Source organism: Allomesorhizobium aridi, from assembly GCF_043769475.1.
In the GTDB taxonomy this organism is placed as follows: domain Bacteria; phylum Pseudomonadota; class Alphaproteobacteria; order Rhizobiales; family Rhizobiaceae; genus Allomesorhizobium.
Map to the genome: position 1 here is coordinate 5,096,693 of NZ_CP171729.1, position 17,976 is coordinate 5,114,668.

17 protein-coding genes and 5 pseudogenes are annotated in these 17,976 nt (G+C 64.0%); 12 read left to right on the forward strand and 10 right to left on the reverse strand.

Annotated elements, in window-relative coordinates:
• The first annotated feature begins 35 nt into the window (after positions 1 to 35).
• Both ACG873_RS27145 and ACG873_RS27150 read left to right on the forward strand, forming a co-directional pair.
• Positions 36 to 938 (forward strand): ribokinase, encoded by a 903-nt coding sequence (locus tag ACG873_RS27145; protein ID WP_394888837.1) that lies wholly within the window; start codon positions 36 to 38, stop codon positions 936 to 938.
• Between the two features lie 62 nt (positions 939 to 1,000).
• Positions 1,001 to 1,615 carry a LysE family translocator gene (locus ACG873_RS27150; RefSeq protein WP_394888838.1) on the forward strand — a complete coding sequence of 205 codons (615 nt, stop codon included), beginning with the start codon at positions 1,001 to 1,003 and terminating at the stop codon, positions 1,613 to 1,615.
• A gap of 102 nt (positions 1,616 to 1,717) precedes the next feature.
• On the opposite strand, the gene ACG873_RS27155 is transcribed toward ACG873_RS27150, so the two are convergent.
• From ACG873_RS27155 to ACG873_RS27165, 3 genes and pseudogenes are all read right to left on the reverse strand, one after another.
• Positions 1,718 to 1,912: a DUF2283 domain-containing protein gene (locus ACG873_RS27155; protein ID WP_394888839.1), complete on the reverse strand. Its 195-nt coding sequence runs from the start codon at positions 1,910 to 1,912 to the stop codon at positions 1,718 to 1,720.
• Positions 1,909 to 2,166, reverse strand: coding sequence for a DUF4258 domain-containing protein (locus ACG873_RS27160; protein WP_394888840.1), 258 nt, complete (start codon positions 2,164 to 2,166; stop codon positions 1,909 to 1,911). The genes ACG873_RS27155 and ACG873_RS27160 overlap by 4 nt, the downstream gene beginning before the upstream one ends.
• A gap of 12 nt (positions 2,167 to 2,178) precedes the next feature.
• Positions 2,179 to 3,119: pseudogene (locus ACG873_RS27165) on the reverse strand (nucleoside hydrolase).
• A 123-nt stretch (positions 3,120 to 3,242) separates the two neighbouring features.
• Between ACG873_RS27165 and ACG873_RS27170 the strand changes: the two are divergent.
• On the forward strand, positions 3,243 to 3,668 hold the full coding sequence (locus tag ACG873_RS27170; protein WP_394888841.1) for an Hsp20 family protein: 426 nt from the start codon (positions 3,243 to 3,245) through the stop codon (positions 3,666 to 3,668).
• Positions 3,669 to 3,742: 74 nt separating this feature from the next.
• Positions 3,743 to 4,003: a DUF1150 family protein gene (locus tag ACG873_RS27175; RefSeq protein ID WP_394888842.1), complete on the forward strand. Its 261-nt coding sequence runs from the start codon at positions 3,743 to 3,745 to the stop codon at positions 4,001 to 4,003.
• Between the two features lie 74 nt (positions 4,004 to 4,077).
• On the opposite strand, the gene ptsN is transcribed toward ACG873_RS27175, so the two are convergent.
• From ptsN to lptC, 6 genes and pseudogenes are all read right to left on the reverse strand, one after another.
• Complete coding sequence (ptsN, locus tag ACG873_RS27180) at positions 4,078 to 4,542, reverse strand: PTS IIA-like nitrogen regulatory protein PtsN (protein ID WP_394888843.1); 465 nt, start codon at positions 4,540 to 4,542, stop codon at positions 4,078 to 4,080.
• Between the two features lie 66 nt (positions 4,543 to 4,608).
• Positions 4,609 to 5,193, reverse strand: a complete 585-nt coding sequence (hpf, locus tag ACG873_RS27185; protein WP_394888844.1) for a ribosome hibernation-promoting factor, HPF/YfiA family — start codon at positions 5,191 to 5,193, stop codon at positions 4,609 to 4,611.
• A 241-nt stretch (positions 5,194 to 5,434) separates the two neighbouring features.
• A pseudogene (gene rpoN / locus ACG873_RS27190) lies at positions 5,435 to 6,947 on the reverse strand (RNA polymerase factor sigma-54).
• Between the two features lie 189 nt (positions 6,948 to 7,136).
• A complete protein-coding gene (gene lptB, locus ACG873_RS27195; RefSeq protein ID WP_394888845.1) occupies positions 7,137 to 7,952 on the reverse strand; it encodes an LPS export ABC transporter ATP-binding protein in 816 nt (271 codons plus the stop codon).
• Positions 7,952 to 8,548, reverse strand: coding sequence for an LptA/OstA family protein (locus tag ACG873_RS27200; RefSeq protein ID WP_394888846.1), 597 nt, complete (start codon positions 8,546 to 8,548; stop codon positions 7,952 to 7,954). The genes lptB and ACG873_RS27200 overlap by 1 nt, the downstream gene beginning before the upstream one ends.
• Positions 8,535 to 9,245, reverse strand: a complete 711-nt coding sequence (lptC, locus tag ACG873_RS27205) for an LPS export ABC transporter periplasmic protein LptC (RefSeq protein ID WP_394893736.1) — start codon at positions 9,243 to 9,245, stop codon at positions 8,535 to 8,537. The genes ACG873_RS27200 and lptC overlap by 14 nt, the downstream gene beginning before the upstream one ends.
• Before the next feature lie 355 nt (positions 9,246 to 9,600).
• On the opposite strand from lptC, the gene sppA reads away from it, so the two are divergent.
• From sppA to ACG873_RS27245, 8 genes and pseudogenes are all read left to right on the forward strand, one after another.
• Positions 9,601 to 10,557 carry a signal peptide peptidase SppA gene (sppA, locus tag ACG873_RS27210; RefSeq protein ID WP_394888847.1) on the forward strand — a complete coding sequence of 319 codons (957 nt, stop codon included), beginning with the start codon at positions 9,601 to 9,603 and terminating at the stop codon, positions 10,555 to 10,557.
• An 81-nt stretch (positions 10,558 to 10,638) separates the two neighbouring features.
• Positions 10,639 to 10,923, forward strand: a complete 285-nt coding sequence (locus ACG873_RS27215; protein WP_394888848.1) for an integration host factor subunit beta — start codon at positions 10,639 to 10,641, stop codon at positions 10,921 to 10,923.
• A gap of 51 nt (positions 10,924 to 10,974) precedes the next feature.
• Positions 10,975 to 11,301 (forward strand): lipopolysaccharide assembly protein LapA domain-containing protein, encoded by a 327-nt coding sequence (locus ACG873_RS27220; protein ID WP_394888849.1) that lies wholly within the window; start codon positions 10,975 to 10,977, stop codon positions 11,299 to 11,301.
• A gap of 43 nt (positions 11,302 to 11,344) precedes the next feature.
• A pseudogene (locus tag ACG873_RS27225) lies at positions 11,345 to 12,298 on the forward strand (ornithine cyclodeaminase family protein); the annotation flags it as partial.
• A 918-nt stretch (positions 12,299 to 13,216) separates the two neighbouring features.
• Positions 13,217 to 14,269 (forward strand): RsmD family RNA methyltransferase, encoded by a 1,053-nt coding sequence (locus ACG873_RS27230; protein WP_394888850.1) that lies wholly within the window; start codon positions 13,217 to 13,219, stop codon positions 14,267 to 14,269.
• Positions 14,270 to 14,351: 82 nt separating this feature from the next.
• Positions 14,352 to 15,207: pseudogene (locus ACG873_RS27235) on the forward strand (TrmH family RNA methyltransferase).
• 80 nt (positions 15,208 to 15,287) lie between these two features.
• Positions 15,288 to 15,698, forward strand: a pseudogene (gene lspA / locus ACG873_RS27240) (signal peptidase II); the annotation flags it as partial.
• A gap of 59 nt (positions 15,699 to 15,757) precedes the next feature.
• Positions 15,758 to 16,747 carry an MDR family oxidoreductase gene (locus tag ACG873_RS27245; RefSeq protein WP_394888851.1) on the forward strand — a complete coding sequence of 330 codons (990 nt, stop codon included), beginning with the start codon at positions 15,758 to 15,760 and terminating at the stop codon, positions 16,745 to 16,747.
• 14 nt (positions 16,748 to 16,761) lie between these two features.
• Here the strand turns inward: ACG873_RS27245 and nhaA are convergent, their stop codons facing one another.
• Positions 16,762 to 17,943: a Na+/H+ antiporter NhaA gene (nhaA, locus tag ACG873_RS27250; protein WP_394888852.1), complete on the reverse strand. Its 1,182-nt coding sequence runs from the start codon at positions 17,941 to 17,943 to the stop codon at positions 16,762 to 16,764.
• Between the last annotated feature and the right edge of the window lie 33 nt (positions 17,944 to 17,976).

The window sequence follows — 17,976 nt, forward strand, 5'->3', positions numbered from 1 at the left end:
CCGTAGCTTCCCGGAAAATCACCGGGAGGCTTTCCTTGATCATCGTCATCGGCTCGATCAATCTCGACCTTATCGCAACCGTCGAGCGCTTGCCCGATCCGGGCGAGACGGTTGCGGGCGACGCGTTCAAGACCGCGCCTGGCGGCAAGGGCGCCAACCAGGCGCTGGCGGCGGCGCGCGCCGGCGCTCAGGTCCGGATGATCGGCGCGGTCGGCAAGGACGCTTTCGCGGCCGAGGCGCTGGGCTGCCTCAGGGAAGGCAAGGTCGAGCTTTCCGGCGTCGAAGAAGTCGAGACGGCCACCGGGACGGCGCACATACTTGTCGACAGCCACGGAGAAAACGTGATCGTGGTAGTGCCTGGCGCCAATGGCGCCGTCATGCCAGGCAACCTTGCGAAAGCGAATCCCAAACAGGGCGACATTCTGCTCCTGCAGCATGAGATCCCGCAGGCGACGGTCGAAGCGGCCCTCGACGCCGCCCGGGCAGCCGCGGCCACCACCATCCTCAACACCGCGCCGTTCCGCACCGAAGCCGCCTCATGCCTCGGCAAGGCCGACTATGTCGTCGCCAACGAGACCGAGTTCGATCTTTACGGCGAACTGCTGCAACTGCGCGGCCGCGACCGCCCCGCCCGGATGAAGAGCTTTGCCGAAACCACCGGCCGCACGATCATCGTCACGCTCGGTGGCGAAGGCGTACTGGCCGCGACGCCTGAGGATTTCTTCGAAGCCCCGGCACTGAAGATCACGCCGGTCGACACAGTCGGGGCCGGCGACACATTTTGCGGCTATCTCGCGGCCGGGCTCGCATCGGGCCTCCGCCTGGAAGATGCCTTGCGTCGCGCCGCAGCCGCCGGCTCGCTGGCCTGCCTCAAGCCCGGCGCGCAGCCTGCCATACCCTTGGCCGAGGAGGTCGACGCGGCGCTGGCGGGCGGCTGACCACCCTTGACGAGCGCCCCGCAAAATGCAGCCCTGATACTCGCAACCATCAGGGGCAAAAGATGTCGCTCGAAGTCTATGTCGCCTACACGCTCGCCTGCATTGTCATCATCCTGGTACCCGGGCCGACCGTAACCCTGGTCATCGCCTCGAGCATGCGCCACGGCACGCGTGCCGGCCTGCTCAACGTTGCCGGAACCCAGGCCGGCATCGCCATGATGATCGCCATCGTCGGCATCGGACTCAACTCGATGATCGAGGCGATGGGACACTGGTTCGAATGGGTGCGATTGCTTGGCGCCGCCTACCTCATCTATATCGGCTGGCAGATGATCCGTTCGAGCGGCAAGCTCGCCGAGGGCGAAGCGCCGGTCGCGCCGCGCGGCGGCTTTTTCCTGCAGGGGCTCCTGGTCGCCGTCAGCAACCCGAAGACGCTGATCTTCTTCGGCGCCTTCATCCCGCAGTTCATCGACCACAACCTCGCCTACATGCCGCAGATCGTCATCATGGGCGTCACCGCGCTGGTTTTCGCGGCGTTTTCGGACTCCGCCTACGCCATCGTCGCCGGCCGCGCCGGCAAGGCGCTGTCGGCCCGGAGGGTAAAACTGCTCTCCCGCGTCAGCGGCGGTTTTTTGATCGGCGGCGGGCTCTGGCTGGCGTTTTCGCGGGCGAAGTGACTTCCTTTACCTCCCCCTTGCGGGGAGGTCGCGCCGAAGGCGCGGTGGGGTCGATCGGCAGTGCTCGGCTCTCGCTGAACGACGCCAAAATTCTCGATAAGATCAGGCTGCCTTGACCAGCACGGCCGGAGGCAGGTGCTGGCGGGCATCAAGCACTTCCATGCCGACGATGCGTCCGTCCGTGTCGTAGTCCAGCACGATGCCCTCGGCGACCTCCTCGCTGTCGAGAACGGCCTCCGTTGAAAATCGGATATAGGCCGCGTTGGCGGCGGCGTCGTATTCCACTTTCAAGGTCATCGCGGCTTTCTCGCTCGGCGATCAAGAAATGCGGACAGTATACGAATTTCCTGTCCGGTTTCCACACATACAACGCGCAGGAAGCGGCCGCCGCGTTCCGGGACTGACCGAAAGCGGCGTTCAACCGCTAGGTCGCCGCCGGGATTCGGCTCGCGCCATTCCGGATTGCGAACCGTTCTCTCCACCCACGTTTTGTCGATCTCGCGCTCGGCAAGCACTGTTTCGGCGTGTGCTGTGTAGCGGATCGGCGGCATTGCGCTGGTCCGCTACAGCCTCCCCAACCGCTCCACCAGCAGCGCAAAAACCCCTCATGGTCGATGTCGCGCATGTAGGTGACGTTCTTTTCCCGCTTGGTAACGCCCCACCAGTCGGCAACCGTCATGCCCATGGTCAGTTCCGAACTGGTCTCGACCGTCACGTTGCAGCGGCGGCCCTTGAAGAATTCCGGCTTGAGCAGATAGGCGATGACGCACGGGTCGTGCAGCGGCCCGCCGTCGGTGCCGTATTTCTCTTCGTCGAAGCGCTCGAAGAATTCCAGCATCTCGGCGGTTGCGATGCCGACTTTCGTGCCGAGCGCGCGGAAGGCCGCGACGCGCTTTGCCGTGGTCAGCGCCTTGTGGGTGACGTCGAGTGGCATCATCACGATCGGGATGCCGGATTTCAGCACGATATCGGCGGCGTGCGGGTCGACATAGATGTTGAATTCCGCGGTTGGCGTGACATTGCCGCCTTCGAAGAAGCCGCCGCCCATCAGCACGATCTCGCGGATGCGCGGCGCGATCTGCGGCTCGCGGATAAGCGCCAGCGCGATGTTGGTCAGCGGCCCGAGCGGGCACAGCGTCACCGCGCCGCTTTCTTCCCGCATCAGCGTCTCGACGATGAAATCGACGGCATGCTGCTCCTGCAGTTTCATGCTGGGGTCCGGGAGCTGGGGCCCGTTGAGGCCGCTCTGGCCGTGCACCTCCTCGGCGGTCACCAGCGGACGCACCAGCGGACGCACGGCGCCGGCATAAACCTTCGTGTCCGGCTTTCCGGCCAGTTCGCAGATCTTGCGGGCGTTCTTCTCGGTCAGCTTCAGCGGAACATTGCCCGCGACCGCCGTGATCCCGAGGATTTCGAGCTCCGGGCTCGCCAGCGCCAGGAGCATCGCAACGGCGTCGTCCTGGCCGGGATCCGTGTCGATGATGATCTTGCGGGGTGCGGGCATTTCGTTTCCTCTTGATGCTGCCGTGCAGACTTGAACTTGTTTGCGGCGCGGACCATATCAGCATCGTCAGGAAAAATGCCATCCGGGTTTTTCCTTTTGAGGTCGCTCTTTGAGGACACGGAAATGAGCCGCATGACGCCCTTTTCGAGCCCGCTTCTGCTTGGGTTCGACGCAATGGAAAAGACGCTCGAGCCGCCTGGCGAAAACAGGCGACAGCTACCCCCCTACAACATCGAGCGCATCCGGAACGCCGAGGGGTCAGGTGAAAGACTTCGCATAACGCTGGCTGTCGCCGGCTTCTGCGACGAGAACCTGGAGGTCACGACCGAGGAGAACCAGCTCGTGGTGCGCGGCCGGCAGAATGACGAAACCGAGCACGAATTCCTGCATCGCGGAATAGCGGCGCGGCAATTCCAGCGGACCTTCGTTCTCGCCGACGGCATGCGGGTCATCACGGCTGAACTGAAGAACGGGCTTCTGGCGATCGACCTCGACCGGCCCGAGCCGGAAAAGCTCGTACGGAAAATAAACATTTCGGTGAAAGACTGAAACAATTCTCGCCGGAACCAAACAGCTCTATGGCGGGTTGGTCGTTAAGGACGCCCCGCGAGCAGGAGGCTAACATGGCATATCAAGGCACACGCCAAATCACCGTTTCGAAAGCCGATCTTGCACATCTCGGCGAGGGCTCGGTGGCGTATCTGCGCGAAATCGGCAGCGACGAATTGAGGGGCAAGTTCCCCGGCCTGCCGGAAATTGCGCCAAACACGACGCTTTGGGCGCTGTTCGCAGCGAACGGCCAGCCGATTCTGCTGTCCGATGAGCGCGACCGCGCGCTGGCCGGCGCCCTGGAAAACGACCTGATCCCGGTCGCGATCCACTAAAGCGGGCAGTAACCCCAAACGACAACGGGGCGGCCTGGAGCCGCCCGTCCAACGATTTATTCCAAAAGAAGAAGTCAGGCCGCGTGAGAGGCCTGCGTGTCCGACAGAAGCGCGTGAATGGCCGCCGCGTCCCTCGTGCCGCGCACCTTGGCGACGGTCTCGGCGTCGCGCAGCACGCGCGCGATGCGCGACAGCGCCTTCAAATGATCCGCGCCCGCGCCTTCGGGCGCCAGAAGCAGGAAAACCAGATCGACGGGCTGATCGTCCAGCGCCTCGAAGTCGACAGGTGCATCGAGGCGGGCGAACACGCCGGTGATCCGCTTGACGCCTGCCAGCTTGCCGTGCGGGATGGCGATGCCGTTGCCGACCCCGGTCGAGCCGAGGCGCTCGCGCTGCAATATGGTGTCGAACACTTCGCGTTCGGGAATCCCGGTGATCGCGGCCGCCCTTTCGGCCATGAGTTGCAACAATTGCTTCTTCGAATTCGCCTTCAGAGCCGGCAGTATGGCCGGCACTTCGATCAGATCGCTGAGATCCATTCCAAAATCCTTTGCTCGTCCCGTCCGCCGCAGGTCCCCCACCCGCGGTCGCCCGGTAGACGCCGTTTATCCCTGTGCGATTTTTGCTGTCGAGGGGTCGATCCAGCCGATATTTCCATCGGGCCGGCGGTATACGATATTGATGTGGTCGTTGCCCGCATGGCGGAACACGATGACCGGACTGTCTTTGGTGTCCAGTTCGATGACCGCGGAGGCGACCGACATGGTCTTCAGCGCCATGGTCGATTCGGCGACGATGGCCGGCGCATAGTCTGCTGGCAGTTCCTCCTCGTCGTCCGAGATCGGCGCCATGATCGTGTAGGCGATGTCGGTGGTTGTGCCGCCATTGCCCCCCGGACCGTGCGACTTGAGCCGGCGCTTATAGCGCCTGAGGCGCTTCTCGAAACGATCGGCGGCGACTTCGAAAGCCGCCGTCGGCTCCTGGGCATCGCCGGTGGCCTGCAAGGCCGCCCCGCTGTCCAGATGAATCATGCAGTCGGCGGTGTAGCGTGACCCGGACTTCACAACCGTTACGTGTCCGGAAAATCCGCCATCGAAATATTTCTCGATCGTTTCGCCGATGCGGGCCACGATGCGCGAACGGAACGCATCGCCGATATCCATGTGTTTTCCCGATATGCGCAGGGTCATATGAAAATCGACCTTCCTTGCTCAGACATCAACTTTTTCGAGTTTATACCCGTGGCCGGAGCGCACAAGCTTAACGGCGGTTCAGCCGCCGATATTAGGTCCGAACTTTCTGGTTAATCACAGGCCGTCTCCCGACGGGGTCATCTACGCGCGGGCATCAGCCCGTCCCATGCGGGCGGGCTTCTAGTCACTTCATTGCGGCTTGTCAATCAACGTTCAGGGCCCAAACCGGGTTCCGGCTTTACCGGCCGGCGCTGGTCATGGCGCGCTTTTCGCGCCGGCGCTGGACCGACGAGGGAATGTTCATTCCTTCCCGGTACTTGGCGACCGTGCGCCGGGCGATGTCGACGCCGTCCTTCTTCAGGATATCCACAATGGCGTCGTCGGACAGCACGTCGACCGGCTGCTCCTGATCGATCATCTGCCTGATGCGGTCGCGCACCGCTTCCGACGAATGCGCCTCCCCGCCGCCTGCCGCGGCGATCGCCGCGGTGAAGAAGTAGCGCAATTCGAACACGCCGCGCGGGGTCAGCATATACTTGTTGGCGGTGACGCGGCTTACGGTCGATTCTGTGCATGCCGATGGCGTCGGCGACGGTGCGCAGGTTGAGCGGCCGCAGATGGCGCACGCCGTGAAGCAGGAACGCATCCTGCTGGCGGACGATCTCGGAAGCGACCTTCAATATGGTCCTTGCGCGCTGGTCCAGGCTGCGCGTCAGCCAGTTGGCATTCTGCAGGCACTCGGAGAGAAAATCCCTGTCGGCCTGCTTCCGGGCGGTGCCGGAAACCTGCGTGAAATAGATGTGGTCGACGAGCACACGCGGCAGCGTCTCCGGGTTGAGCTCGACGGTCCAGGAGCCGTCGCTGGCGGCGCGGACCTCGACGTCGGCGACGATCGTGTCCGCCACGCCGCCGACGAAAGCCAGCCCGGGCCTCGGATCGAGAGCGCGAATCTCAGCCATCATGTCGAGCAGGTCTTCCTCGTCGACGCCGCAGATTTTTTTCAGGGTCTGGAAATCGCGCCGCGCGAGCAGTTCGAGATTGGCCACAAGCGCGCGCATCGCCGGGTCGAACCTGTCGCGGCGCTCAAGCTGCAGGGCAAGGCATTCGGCCAGGCTGCGCGCGAAAATGCCGGCCGGGTCGAAAGACTGGCAGACCGACAGCACGTCGGCGATCGCCGCTTCGTCCGTGCCCAAGCGTTCGGCAACCTCGGCCGGCTCGCTACGCAGATAGCCGGCGTCGTCGAGCGCATCGCCAAGCTCATGCGCGATCAGGCGCCGGGCCGGATCGACGAAGGCGAAGGCGATCTGCTCGCCCACATGGTCGCGTAGCGTAACGGCGGCTGCGGCCATGTCCTCCATATCGAAGACATCCGACGAGCCGCCGGCGCCCGCGCCCACCGACTTCCATTGCGCCGTGAGGTCCGGGCCCAGCCTCTGGATGGTTCCCGGATCGTCAGGGAAGACGTTCTCAAGCGACGAATCGAGCTTCTCAGCCATCGCCTCGGCGCTCCATGCAGTGTCGGCCGCGTACCACTCCCCTTCGGCCGCATCCGCCGTCTTCGGAGGCTGATCGGAGGCCGCATCCTCGCGCGATTCGGCGCGCTCGATCAGCGGATTGCGCTCGATCTCCTCCTCGACGAAGCGCTCCAGTTCGCCATGGGTCATCTGCAGCAGCTTGATCGACTGCATCAGCTGCGGCGTCATCACCAGCGACTGCGATTGTCTTAGCTGCAATTTGGCCGAAAGAGCCATGATCGAATTTACGCCCCGAACCACGCGCCGAAGCCGCGGGGGCGTCGGCAGGAACCAGGCTCCTATCAACTGGCCCGGCTTTTGCTTGTCAAGGGAACTGCTAGCAAAAGCGCCTTACCGGAGCGTTACGCAGGCAAAAACGCGGCGTTTTCGCACCGGATTCGTCGAAATGGCGCGTTAAATGCACGCCTAGAGGGTAAAGCCTTCGCCGAGGTAAAGCCGCCGTACATCGGGATCGGCGACGATATCGGCGGCGGAGCCATGCTTCAGGATCTCGCCGTCATGGATGATGTAGGCGCGGTCGATCAGGCCGAGCGTCTCGCGGACATTGTGGTCCGTGACCAGCACGCCGATGCCGCGCGTGGTGAGGTGACGCACCAGTTGCTGGATGTCGGCGACGGCGATCGGGTCGATGCCGGCGAAAGGCTCGTCGAGCAGCATGTAGCTGGGGCGGGTGGCCAGTGCGCGGGCGATTTCGAGGCGTCGGCGCTCGCCGCCCGACAGCGCCATGGACGGCGATTTGCGCAGATGCGAGATATGGAATTCCTCGAGCAGCGCATCGAGGCTGCGCTCGCGCTCCTTGCGGCTCTTCTCGACGACTTCGAGGACGGCGCGGATATTGTTTTCAACGGTCAGGCCGCGGAAGATCGACGCTTCCTGGGGCAGGTAGCCGACGCCGAGGCGGGCGCGGCGGTACATCGGCATCGACGTCACGTCGAAGCCGTCGATCTCGATCTTGCCCTGGTCCACCGGCACCAGCCCGGTGACCATGTAGAAGCACGTCGTCTTGCCGGCGCCGTTGGGTCCGAGCAGCCCGACCGCCTCGCCGGACCTGACGCCGATCGACACGCCGTTCACCACCTGCCTGCCCTTGTAGCTCTTGGACAGGCCGTGGGCGATCAAGGTGCCTTTGAACTTGTCGGCATCGGGACGCAGCGTCGGCGGCGCCGGCTTCGGCTGCAGCCGGCCAGACATGCGCGAAATCAGGGACATGCTGTGCTGCATTACGGGTTCTGGGATCCGGTGGTCTGCGATCCGGGCTGCTGCGATCCGGGCGTGATGGACATCATGACCCGGCCTTTGCCGCTCTCGCCCGTCTTGCAGCCGTCGACCTGCGCCTCGCCGGTCTTCATCTGCACAGTCAGCTTGCAGCCGACCAGCACGTTGGGACCTTCCGACAGCACCACTTCCTTGCCCGAGAGCACCAGCACCTCGGTCTTCATGTCGAACGTGCCACGATCGCCGGTTGCGACCTGCTTGTCGGACTTGACGTAAACCTTGTCCTCGACCTCCAGCCGGTCGATATTGGCCGAACCGGTCGCTGCCGAGCCGCCGTCCTTGGCGTAGTAGACCGTCATCTTCCCCGATTTCAGGAGCGTCGGCCCCTGGGTGACGCTGACATTGCCGCTGAAAATGGCGATGTTCTCGGATTCGCGGACCTCCAGCTTGTCGCTTTCGATCTGGATCGGCTCGTCGCCCGACATCTCGAGCCCCAGCCTTGTCGCGGTGCTTTCCTGGGCCGAAAGCACGCCAGGCGCCGCCGTCAGCGCAAGGAGACCGAGCGCCGCTGCTGCCAGCGTCCGAAAATCAATTGACCACATCCGGGTCTCCATTTGCCTGTTGTGCCGCCTTCAACCGCTGCGGATCGATGTCCATGCGGACGCGCTTCTCGAATACCAGAACCTTGCCGTTCTCGCGAATCGCCATCGTGTCGGACGTGATCGTCGCGCCGTCCATCCTGATGTCGACCGGATCGCCGGTCGTCATGCCGCCGCCGCCAATATCGAGCGAAGCCGATTTGAGCTTGGCCGTCATGCCGTCCGCGGTGGTTACCGTCAGTTCGCTGTTGATGTCGAGCGTGTTCTTGTCGCGGTCGTAGACGCCGCTTTCCGCGCCGAACGTCGCCCAGTTTTCGGCGTCGACCGGCAGCTTGGCGCTGATGCCCTCAAGCTGGACGATGCCTTCGTTCTGAAAATCCTGGATGGCGCGCAGCGCCGTCATCGAATAGGGGCGATTGTCCTTGGTGAAGCCGTTGAGCTTCGGATTGGCCATGACCAGCTTGCCGTCCGAGATCGCCGACCCGTCGGTCTTCATAGCCACCGCCGCGGGAGTCATGAGATAGGAGTATCCGAAAAAAACGGCCGCCATGATGACCGCAAGCAGCGGCAGCGCGGTCTTGAGCAGGCGGACGGTGCGCGAGTGCCTTTGCGCGCGCAGGAAGGCTTCGCGGGACGCGCCGGTCGCTGCGGTGCCGATAGCTTCCCTGTCGCTGCTCGTCTTTGCGGATCCCGCCAAGATCAATGCCTTTTTCTTTCCGGCTTGATGCCGGGCTTAGCCGTCATTGCAAGATCCCCGACATGCGAATGCTGGATCAAGCCTCTGAAAATCGCGAAATTATGGCTGCGCCGCTTCCGCCACCATATCGGCGGACCGCGCATTTGGCGCCATCCGCCGCAAAAGATGTTCCGTAACCCTTGTCCAAGCCTGGCGCAGAAAAACCGGCCACCGCCCGATGCCTGCGACTTGCACCCCAATATGGTTATATTTGGATGAATTGTCAGCCCTTTACGTGCAGGATGGAATCCGAAAAGCGGTAGCTCTCGTCGGCTGCTTCCTCTAGAACCGACGGCTACATCAAATGCGAGACGAAACCATGGCACACAGAGTCGACGACCTGATCGACCGCCGCCGTTTGCGGCGCAAGCTGACCTTCTGGCGCATCGCCGCGCTCGCGATCGCGGCGGTCGCCATCGTGGCCGCCTCCGCCTGGATCTATGGCGACGATTTCGGCGGAACGGCGGTCGACCACATCGCCAAGGTCGAGATCGAAGGCACCATCACGGAGGACCAGGACCTTCTCGACCTCCTCGAGGACGTCCGCAAATCGGCCTCCGTCAAGGGCGTTATCCTGTCGATCGATTCGCCGGGCGGCACGACCGCCGGCGGCGAGGCGATCTTCGACGCCGTGCGTCTGCTGGCAGCCGAGAAGCCGGTAGTCGCCCAGGTCGGCACGCTGGCCGCTTCCGCCGGCTACATGATCGCCAGCGCATCCGACCATATCGTCGCCCGCAAATCGTCGATCGTCGGCTCGATCGGCGTCCTGGTGCAGTTTCCGGACGTGACCGGGCTGATGGACAAGGTCGGCATCAAGCTGGAAGAGGTGAAGTCGTCGCCGCTCAAGGCCGAACCGTCGCCGTTCAGTCCGACGACGGAGGAGGAGCGGGCGATGATCCGGGCCATGATCCTCGACAGCTACGACTGGTTCGTCGGGATAGTCGCGGAGCGCCGCCCGCTATCGCGCCCGGAAGCGCAGGCGCTCGCCGATGGCTCGGTGTTCACCGGCCGACAGGCGCTCGAAAGAAAGCTGGTCGACAGCCTGGGCGGCGAACAAGCGGCCACCGACTGGCTGACCACGAAAGGCGTGCAGCCGGACTTGCGGGTGATCGAGTGGGAACCCGACGAGGACGATTCGGTGTTCTTTTTGGGCAGTTCGCTGGCCGAAATGGCCGGCCGGGCGCTCGGCATGCCCGGTTATGGCGCCGAATTCGTACGCGAGATCGGCGCCGATCGCTTGTTCCTTGACGGGCTGGTGTCGGTCTGGCACCCTTGAAAACGCGCGCGGAGGAACGAAAAAGCAAATAAAATCATCCGCGTACAGTTTGCATAGAAACCATTTGCGAGGGACGCGCTCATGATCAAATCAGAACTCGTGCAGATCATTGCCGCACGCAATCCGCACCTTTTCCTGCGGGATGTCGAAAACATTGTCAGCGCCATATTCGACGAGATCACCGATGCGCTTGCGGACGGCAACCGCGTCGAACTGCGCGGTTTCGGCGCGTTCTCGGTCAAGAACCGGCCGGCCCGCACCGGCCGCAATCCGCGCACCGGGGATTCGGTCGAGGTCGAGGAGAAGTGGGTGCCCTTCTTCAAGACCGGCAAGGAACTGCGCGAGAGGCTCAACGCGCAAAAATGATCTGTCAAATCCGCAGCGTTTGGCTGCGGATGGGCCTTTCCGGGAAAACATATGCTCAATCGTATCCTGCTCGTCGCCGTCGTGGTTCCGATCGCGATCATCCTGATCGCGCTGGCAGTGGCCAATCGTGCGCCGGCCGCCTTCACGCTCGACCCGTTCAACCCCGGCAATCCGGCGCTGACAGTGCAACTGCCGCTGTTTTTCCTTCTGTTTGCCGCGCTGGCGCTCGGCATGATCATCGGCAGCGTTGCGACATGGTTCCGGCAGGGACGTTACCGCAAGCTGGCGCGGCAGCGCGCGCGGGAAGCCGAGCTGCTGCGCGAGGCGGCGCCACGGCCCGAGCGCGATTCGCCCTCCCTGCCCAAGCCGACCCTTTGAGCGCCTCAACCTTTTCCGGAGAAACCGAGACAAGGACAAAAAAATGCTGACAATTTCGGCCGGCCAGGTCGACCGGGCGCTGACTTTTCCGGGACTGGTCGAGACGCTGCGGACAGCGTTTCGCGAAGGCGCGGTGCAGCCGGTGCGGCACCATCACACGATAGAGCGGCCTACCGGCGCGGCCTCGACGCTGCTCCTGATGCCGGCCTGGACCGATTTCAACACCGCAAGCGAAGCTGGCGGCCATATCGGCGTCAAGATCGTCACAGTCTCACCGGACAACAACGTCATCCAGAAACCGGCCGTGATGGGGCTTTACCTGCTGCTCGACGGGATTACCGGTGAACCGCAGGCGCTGATCGACGGCCAGCGGCTGACGCAATGGCGCACCGCTTGCGCCTCGGCGCTCGCCGCCAGCTATCTCGCCCGCGAGGATGCCTCGAAGCTGCTGGTCGTCGGGGCTGGCGCACTGTCGCCCTTCTTGGCCAGGGCGCATTCGGCGGTTTGCCCCATCCGCCAGATAAAAATCTGGAACCGCACGCACGCCAACGCCGAGAAAGTCGCGGCCGAACTTCGTGCCGAAGGCTTTCCCGCGCAGGCCGCCGACGATCTCGACGCCGCGCTCGGCGAGGCCGACATCGTCTCCTCGGCTACCATCTCGACAACTCCGCTCATCAAGGGCGCCGTGCTGAAACCCGGCGCGCATGTCGATCTGGTCGGCGGCTTCACGCCAATGATGCGCGAAAGCGACGATGAGGCGATCCGCCGCGCTCGGGTCTACGTCGACACTCGCGCCGGCGCGACCAAGGAGGCAGGCGACATCGTCCAGCCGCTGGCTTCTGGCGTTCTGTCGAAGGACGCGATCGTCGCCGACCTGCACGAACTGACGCGCGGCGAGAAAAAGGGCCGCGAGACCGCGGACGAGATCACGCTGTTCAAGTCGGTCGGCGCGGCGCTGGAGGATCTGGCGGCGGGAATAGCGGTGTACAGGGCGATGACAAACCAGGGCCCAACCCGGCGGCCTGGCTCCCGAACCGCCACGCTCAGCGCTTTCCTACGCCTCGTCCACCGCTTTCGGCGTTCCGGCATGGATCCTAGGGTCTCCGCTACGTCGCTTCGCTCCTGCTTCGCCCTAGGATCCATGCCGTATCATCGCGGCAGTGCTCCGGCGGTAAAGAACGCGACCCTCGAAAGCGGCAAAGACGCCCACTCACGAAGTGTGGATAAAACCAGTCCGATCCTGGCTGGTTTTCGCCGCTGCCGAAGATTCTTCGCAGCGATTTCAATTGCTTGGCGATTCTGCAAAAGAACCTTTTATCCACACATCCTGCCCCACCCGCATAATCCGTGGCATCGCCCTTGCGGGAACCGGTTCCGGACCGGGGATCGGTAGGGTGGCGGTGACCTCTCCCCGTGGATTCGGTTCCCACGGGCCTGAGGGCGTCCGACGGGCCGGCATTCCGAGCGAAGCGTCAATGCTTCGTGAACGGAAGGCGGATCATCCGCGCGTCATTGTCCATGGAAAGAACATGGAGCGGGGCGCGTGACCGGTCGACCGGGGCGACAGACACCGGCGGGGCGCGGAAGCTGCGCCACGTATTTCAGTTTCGGTAGGCAAGGCCATGCGCCCCGCTTCCCGGCTCCTGAAGCCCTGAGTTCATCGAAGGGTCGAAGGCTCTAACAATAGCCAGGGCGGAAACGCAGCGTGGCAATGGAGCGGTGTGTGCCAGGGACAGTTTACTTTCTTTACACAGAAGAGCAGCAGCAGTCACATGGCGGTCGCGGCGATCAAGCTTGTCGGCTTCATCATGGTCGCGCTGACGCTCGTCTCGATCCGGCGCAAAGACTAGCCTTTGTTGCGCCGCCGGATGCGCTGTGCCAAAAGCGGCCCGATGCCGCCGGGAGACGCCTCTTCTTGAAACCTTCGCGTGACAAACGCCGCGAGAGACGCCCGGAGCGCGAACGGCCGAAGCCCGCCGCGACGGCGGTCCAGCGTGCCGAGCCGCGCCCGGCGCCGAAGGCCAACGAACCCGCAGCCGGGCCGCGCGTGCTCCGCCGCCGCGAAGGCGCGTTGCCGGCCGAAAGACTGCCGGTCATCCTCGAAGTCGCGCCCAATGCCGATTATGCACTGATCGACAGCGGCGGCGGCGAGAAACTCGAACAGTACGGCCCCTACCGCATCGTCCGGCCCGAAGGTCAGGCGATCTGGCAAAAGGCGCTGCCGGCCCGCGAATGGCAGCAGGCGGACGCGATCTTCACCGGCGACACCGACGAGGAAGGCATGGGCCGCTGGCGTTTTCCCAAGACGCCGCTCGGCGAAACCTGGCCGATGCGGCATGACGGCATCGACTATCTCGGCCGCTTCACCTCGTTCCGCCATGTCGGAGTCTTTCCCGAACAGGCCTCGCACTGGGACCACATGGCCGGACTGATCCGGGATGCGAAACGCCCGGTAAAGGTGCTCAACCTGTTCGGCTATACCGGGCTGGCGTCGCTGGTCGCCGCCCGCGCCGGTGCGGAAGTGACCCATGTCGACGCTTCGAAGAAGGCGATCGGCTGGGCTCGCGAAAACCAGCAGGTGGCCCGGCTTTCCGACAAGCCGATCCGCTGGATCGTAGACGACGCCATGAAATTTGCCGAGCGCGAGGAGCGGCGCGGCAATGGCTACGACATCATACTGTTCGATCCGCCGGCCTATGGCCGCGGGCCTAAGGGCGAGGTCTGGCAACTTTTCGAGGATCTGCCGGCGCTGGCCGACATCTGCCGCGCGATCCTGACTCCGAAGCCGCTGGCGGTGGTGCTCACCGCCTATTCGATCCGCGCCTCGTTCTTTTCGATCCACACGCTGATGCGCGACACTTTCGCCGGCATGGGCGGAACCGTCGAATCCGGCGAACTGGTCATCCGCGAAAAGGCCGCCGGCCGGGCGCTTTCGACCTCGCTGTTTTCGCGTTGGATCGCCGCATGATCCCGAACCAACGGTCCGCGACAGCGAAAAGTGGAAGCCGGTTTTCGGACAAGATCATGCGGCAACTAAAGAGAACAGCTGCATGAGTGAACATCGCCACGGTGCGCCAGGCCAGGTCAAGGAGGTCACCAGCCTCGCCAACCCGCTGATCAAGGATATCAAGGCGCTGGCGCTGAAGAAATTCCGCGACCAGCAGCATGCCTTCATGGCGGAAGGACTGAAGCTGGTGATCGACGCGCTAGATCTCGGCTGGTCGATCAAGACGCTGGTCTTCGCCAAGGCCGGGCGCGGCAATGCCGCTATCGAGAAGGTCGCGGCGCGCACCGTCGCCGCCGGCGGCACGGTGCTGGAGGTTTCCGAGAAAGTGCTGACTGCGATCACCCGCCGCGACAACCCGCAAATGGTCGTCGGCGTCTTCGCGCAGCGCCTGATGCCGCTGAAGGACATTCAGCCGAAGGACGGCGACGTCTGGGTGGCGCTCGACCGGGTGCGCGACCCGGGCAATCTCGGCACGGTGATCCGCACCGTCGACGCGGTTGGCGCGAGAGGCGTCATCCTCGTCGGCGAAACCACCGACCCGTTCGCGGTCGAGACCGTACGGGCGACCATGGGCTCGATCTTCGCCGTGCCGGTGGCGCGCGCCACCACGGAAGCGTTTCTCGGCTGGCGCAAGGGATTTTCCGGCCTCGTCGCCGGCACGCATCTGAAGGGCGCGGTCGACTACCGTTCGATCGACTATTCGGGACGCCCGATCGTGCTCCTGATGGGCAACGAGCAGCAGGGCCTTCCGGACGAACTCGCCAATACCTGCGACAAGCTCTTGCTCATCCCGCAGGCCGGGCGCGCCGATTCTGCTCAACCTGGCGGTCGCGACCGGCGTCATGCTGTTCGAGATACGGCGTGGCGCGCTGAAGCTGGGCGCGGAGGATGCGCGGTGAATTACAGATCGCTTGCAGCCTATGGCGGCCTCGTCGCGGGAACAATCGTGCTCGACCAGTGGGTAAAGCGGCTGGTGGAAGCCGGGCTCGCTTTGCACGAACAGGTCGACGTCCTGCCCTTTCTCGCGCTCTACCGCACCTATAATACCGGCGTCGCCTTCTCCATGTTCTCCTGGGTCGGCGACAAGGGCCTGATGGTTATGTCGCTCGCCGTCATCGCCTTCGTGCTGTTCCTGGCGAGGCGGACTGAGCCCAACCAGGTCATGGCGCGCATCGGCTTTTGCCTGATCATCGGTGGCGCGATCGGCAATCTCATCGACCGCGCCGTGTACGGCCATGTCATCGACTACATTTTTTTCCACACTCCGGTCTGGTCGTTCGCCGTGTTCAACCTCGCCGACGCCTTCATTTCGGTCGGAGCGTTCGTCGTGGTGCTGGACGAGTTCCTGAACTGGCGAAGCGAGAAGCCGGAGGAGCCTTCGGGCGATTGATTTTGCCGGAGCGCGACCGCAAACTTGCTATCGATCAAGAGAGAACGAGCGAGGACAGAATGCCCGATACCTTCAAAGCCATCCTCGTTTCACGCGGCGAAGACAAGAAACAGTCCGTCGCGGTAACGGAAATCAGCGAGGCCGACCTGATGGAAGGCGACGTGACCGTCGCCGTCGAAGCGACCACCGTCAACTACAAGGACGGGCTGGCGATAACCGGCAAGGCGCCTGTCATCCGGCGTTTTCCGCTGGTTCCGGGCATAGATTTCGCCGGCACGGTGCTGGCGTCCTCCCATCCCGAATGGAAGAAGGGCGACAAGGTCATCCTCAACGGCTGGGGCGTCGGCGAAACCCATCATGGCGCCTACGCCGAGCGGGCCCGCGTCAAGGGCGAGTGGCTGGTGCCGCTCCCCGAGGGCATGAGTCCGCGCGACGCCATGGCGGTCGGCACCGCCGGCTATACCGCAATGCTCTGTGTCATGGCGCTGGAACACCACGGGATAATGCCCAAACGTGGATCGGTCGTGGTGACCGGGGCTGCCGGCGGCGTCGGCTCGGTGGCGATCTCAATCCTTTCCAGGCTCGGCTATCATATCGTCGCCTCGACCGGCCGAACCGAGGAGGAAAGCTATTTGCGCGACCTGGGCGCGACTGAGATCATCTCGCGCGACGAGCTTTCCGGGCCGGCCAAGCCGCTCGCAAAGGAGCGCTGGGCCGGCGGCGTCGACGCGGTCGGCAGCCACACACTGGCCAATGTGCTGTCGATGACGAGCTACGGCGGCGCGGTCGCAGCCTGCGGTCTTGCGCAGGGCATGGACCTGCCCGGCAGCGTCGCCCCCTTCATCCTGCGCGGCGTGTCGCTGCTCGGCATCGACTCGGTGATGGCGCCAAGGGAACTCCGCCTCGAAGCCTGGCGGCGCATTGCCACCGAACTTGACCACGCCAAGCTCGCGGCGCTGTCGACCACGATCGGCTTCGACGGCATCATCGACGCCGCTCACCGGATCATGGACGGAACTGTCCGGGGCCGCGTCGTCGTCGAGATGTGAGCCGTGGCGGATCGTCAGCGCTGCTTGGGAAAATCGGCCGTGGTCAGGCGCAGGATCAGCCAGCCTACGAGCCCGGCGGCCGTCGAGCCCAAAAGCACGCCGAACTTGGTCTCGTTCTGGAGTTGCTCCGAATAAGGGAAGGCGAGCAGCCCGATAAACAAGCTCATCGTGAAGCCGATGCCGCAAAGCACCGCCACGCCATAGAGATGAGCCCACGAAGCATACCGCGGCATGTCGGCAAGCTTCAGCCGGACCGCGAGCCAGGCAAAGCCGAACACGCCAACCTGCTTGCCGGCGAAAAGGCCGAGCGCGATGCCAAGCGGCACCGGTTCCGCCAGCTTGGCGAAGGTGAGGCCGGCGAAGGATACGCCGGCATTGGCGAAACCGAAGATCGGAACGATCGCGAACGCGACCCACGGCTGGAGCGTGTGCTCGAGCCGGTGCAGCGGCGATTCCGGGTGGTCGCCGGCCGAGACTTTCAGCGGGATGAAGAGCGCCAGCGCGACGCCCGCAAGCGTAGCATGGATGCCCGACTTCAGCACGAAGAACCAGAGCAATGCGCCGAGGGCAAGGTAGGGCGCAAGATGCTTGACGCCGGCCCTGTTGAGGGCCGCCAGCACCAGCAGCACCGCGGCCGCAAGACCGAGCATCAGCGGCGAGAGGTCGGCCGTGTAAAAGACCGCGATGATCAGCACAGCGCCAAGATCGTCCAGGATGGCCAGCGCCGTCAGGAATATTTTCAGAGAGATGGGCACGCGCGGACCGAGCAGCGACAGCACGCCGAGCGCAAACGCGATGTCGGTCGCCGACGGTATCGCCCAGCCGCGCAGCCGCTCCGGATCGCCCCAGGTCAATGCGATGAAGATCGCAGCGGGCACGACCATGCCGCCGAGCGCCGCTATGCCAGGCAGGACGCGGCGCGACCAGGTCGCAAGCTGCCCGTCCAGGAATTCGCGCTTTATCTCGAGCCCGACAAGCAGGAAGAACACCGCCATCAGCGCGTCGTTGATCCAATGCAGCACGGACAGGCCAAGCACATAGCGGTGCAGCACGTCGAAATAGAGCGGAGCCAGCGGCGAATTGGCGATCAGCAGCGCCAGGGCGGCGACAAACATCAGCGTCAGCCCGCCTGACGCTTCGCTATCGAGGAAAGACCGGAGAATCGAAGGGGCACGGAGCCGATTTTTTGTCTGCATGGTTCCACCTTCCACAAATCCAGCTCTGCCTCA

Excerpts from the sequence above, each read along its gene's own strand:
- ACG873_RS27150 (WP_394888838.1), top strand. The coding sequence starts at position 1,001 with ATGTCGCTCGAAGTCTATGTCGCCTACACGCTCGCCTGCATTGTCATC.
- ACG873_RS27170 (WP_394888841.1), top strand. The coding sequence starts at position 3,243 with ATGAGCCGCATGACGCCCTTTTCGAGCCCGCTTCTGCTTGGGTTCGAC.
- ACG873_RS27175 (WP_394888842.1), top strand. The coding sequence starts at position 3,743 with ATGGCATATCAAGGCACACGCCAAATCACCGTTTCGAAAGCCGATCTT.
- ptsN (WP_394888843.1), bottom strand. The coding sequence starts at position 4,542 with ATGGATCTCAGCGATCTGATCGAAGTGCCGGCCATACTGCCGGCTCTG.
- lptB (WP_394888845.1), bottom strand. The coding sequence starts at position 7,952 with ATGCAGCACAGCATGTCCCTGATTTCGCGCATGTCTGGCCGGCTGCAG.
- sppA (WP_394888847.1), top strand. The coding sequence starts at position 9,601 with ATGGCACACAGAGTCGACGACCTGATCGACCGCCGCCGTTTGCGGCGC.
- ACG873_RS27215 (WP_394888848.1), top strand. The coding sequence starts at position 10,639 with ATGATCAAATCAGAACTCGTGCAGATCATTGCCGCACGCAATCCGCAC.
- ACG873_RS27245 (WP_394888851.1), top strand. The coding sequence starts at position 15,758 with ATGCCCGATACCTTCAAAGCCATCCTCGTTTCACGCGGCGAAGACAAG.
- ACG873_RS27200 (WP_394888846.1), bottom strand. The coding sequence starts at position 8,548 with ATGTGGTCAATTGATTTTCGGACGCTGGCAGCAGCGGCGCTCGGTCTC.
- ACG873_RS27155 (WP_394888839.1), bottom strand. The coding sequence starts at position 1,912 with ATGACCTTGAAAGTGGAATACGACGCCGCCGCCAACGCGGCCTATATC.
- ACG873_RS27220 (WP_394888849.1), top strand. The coding sequence starts at position 10,975 with ATGCTCAATCGTATCCTGCTCGTCGCCGTCGTGGTTCCGATCGCGATC.
- nhaA (WP_394888852.1), bottom strand. The coding sequence starts at position 17,943 with ATGCAGACAAAAAATCGGCTCCGTGCCCCTTCGATTCTCCGGTCTTTC.
- hpf (WP_394888844.1), bottom strand. The coding sequence starts at position 5,193 with ATGACCCTGCGCATATCGGGAAAACACATGGATATCGGCGATGCGTTC.
- ACG873_RS27160 (WP_394888840.1), bottom strand. The coding sequence starts at position 2,166 with ATGCCGCCGATCCGCTACACAGCACACGCCGAAACAGTGCTTGCCGAG.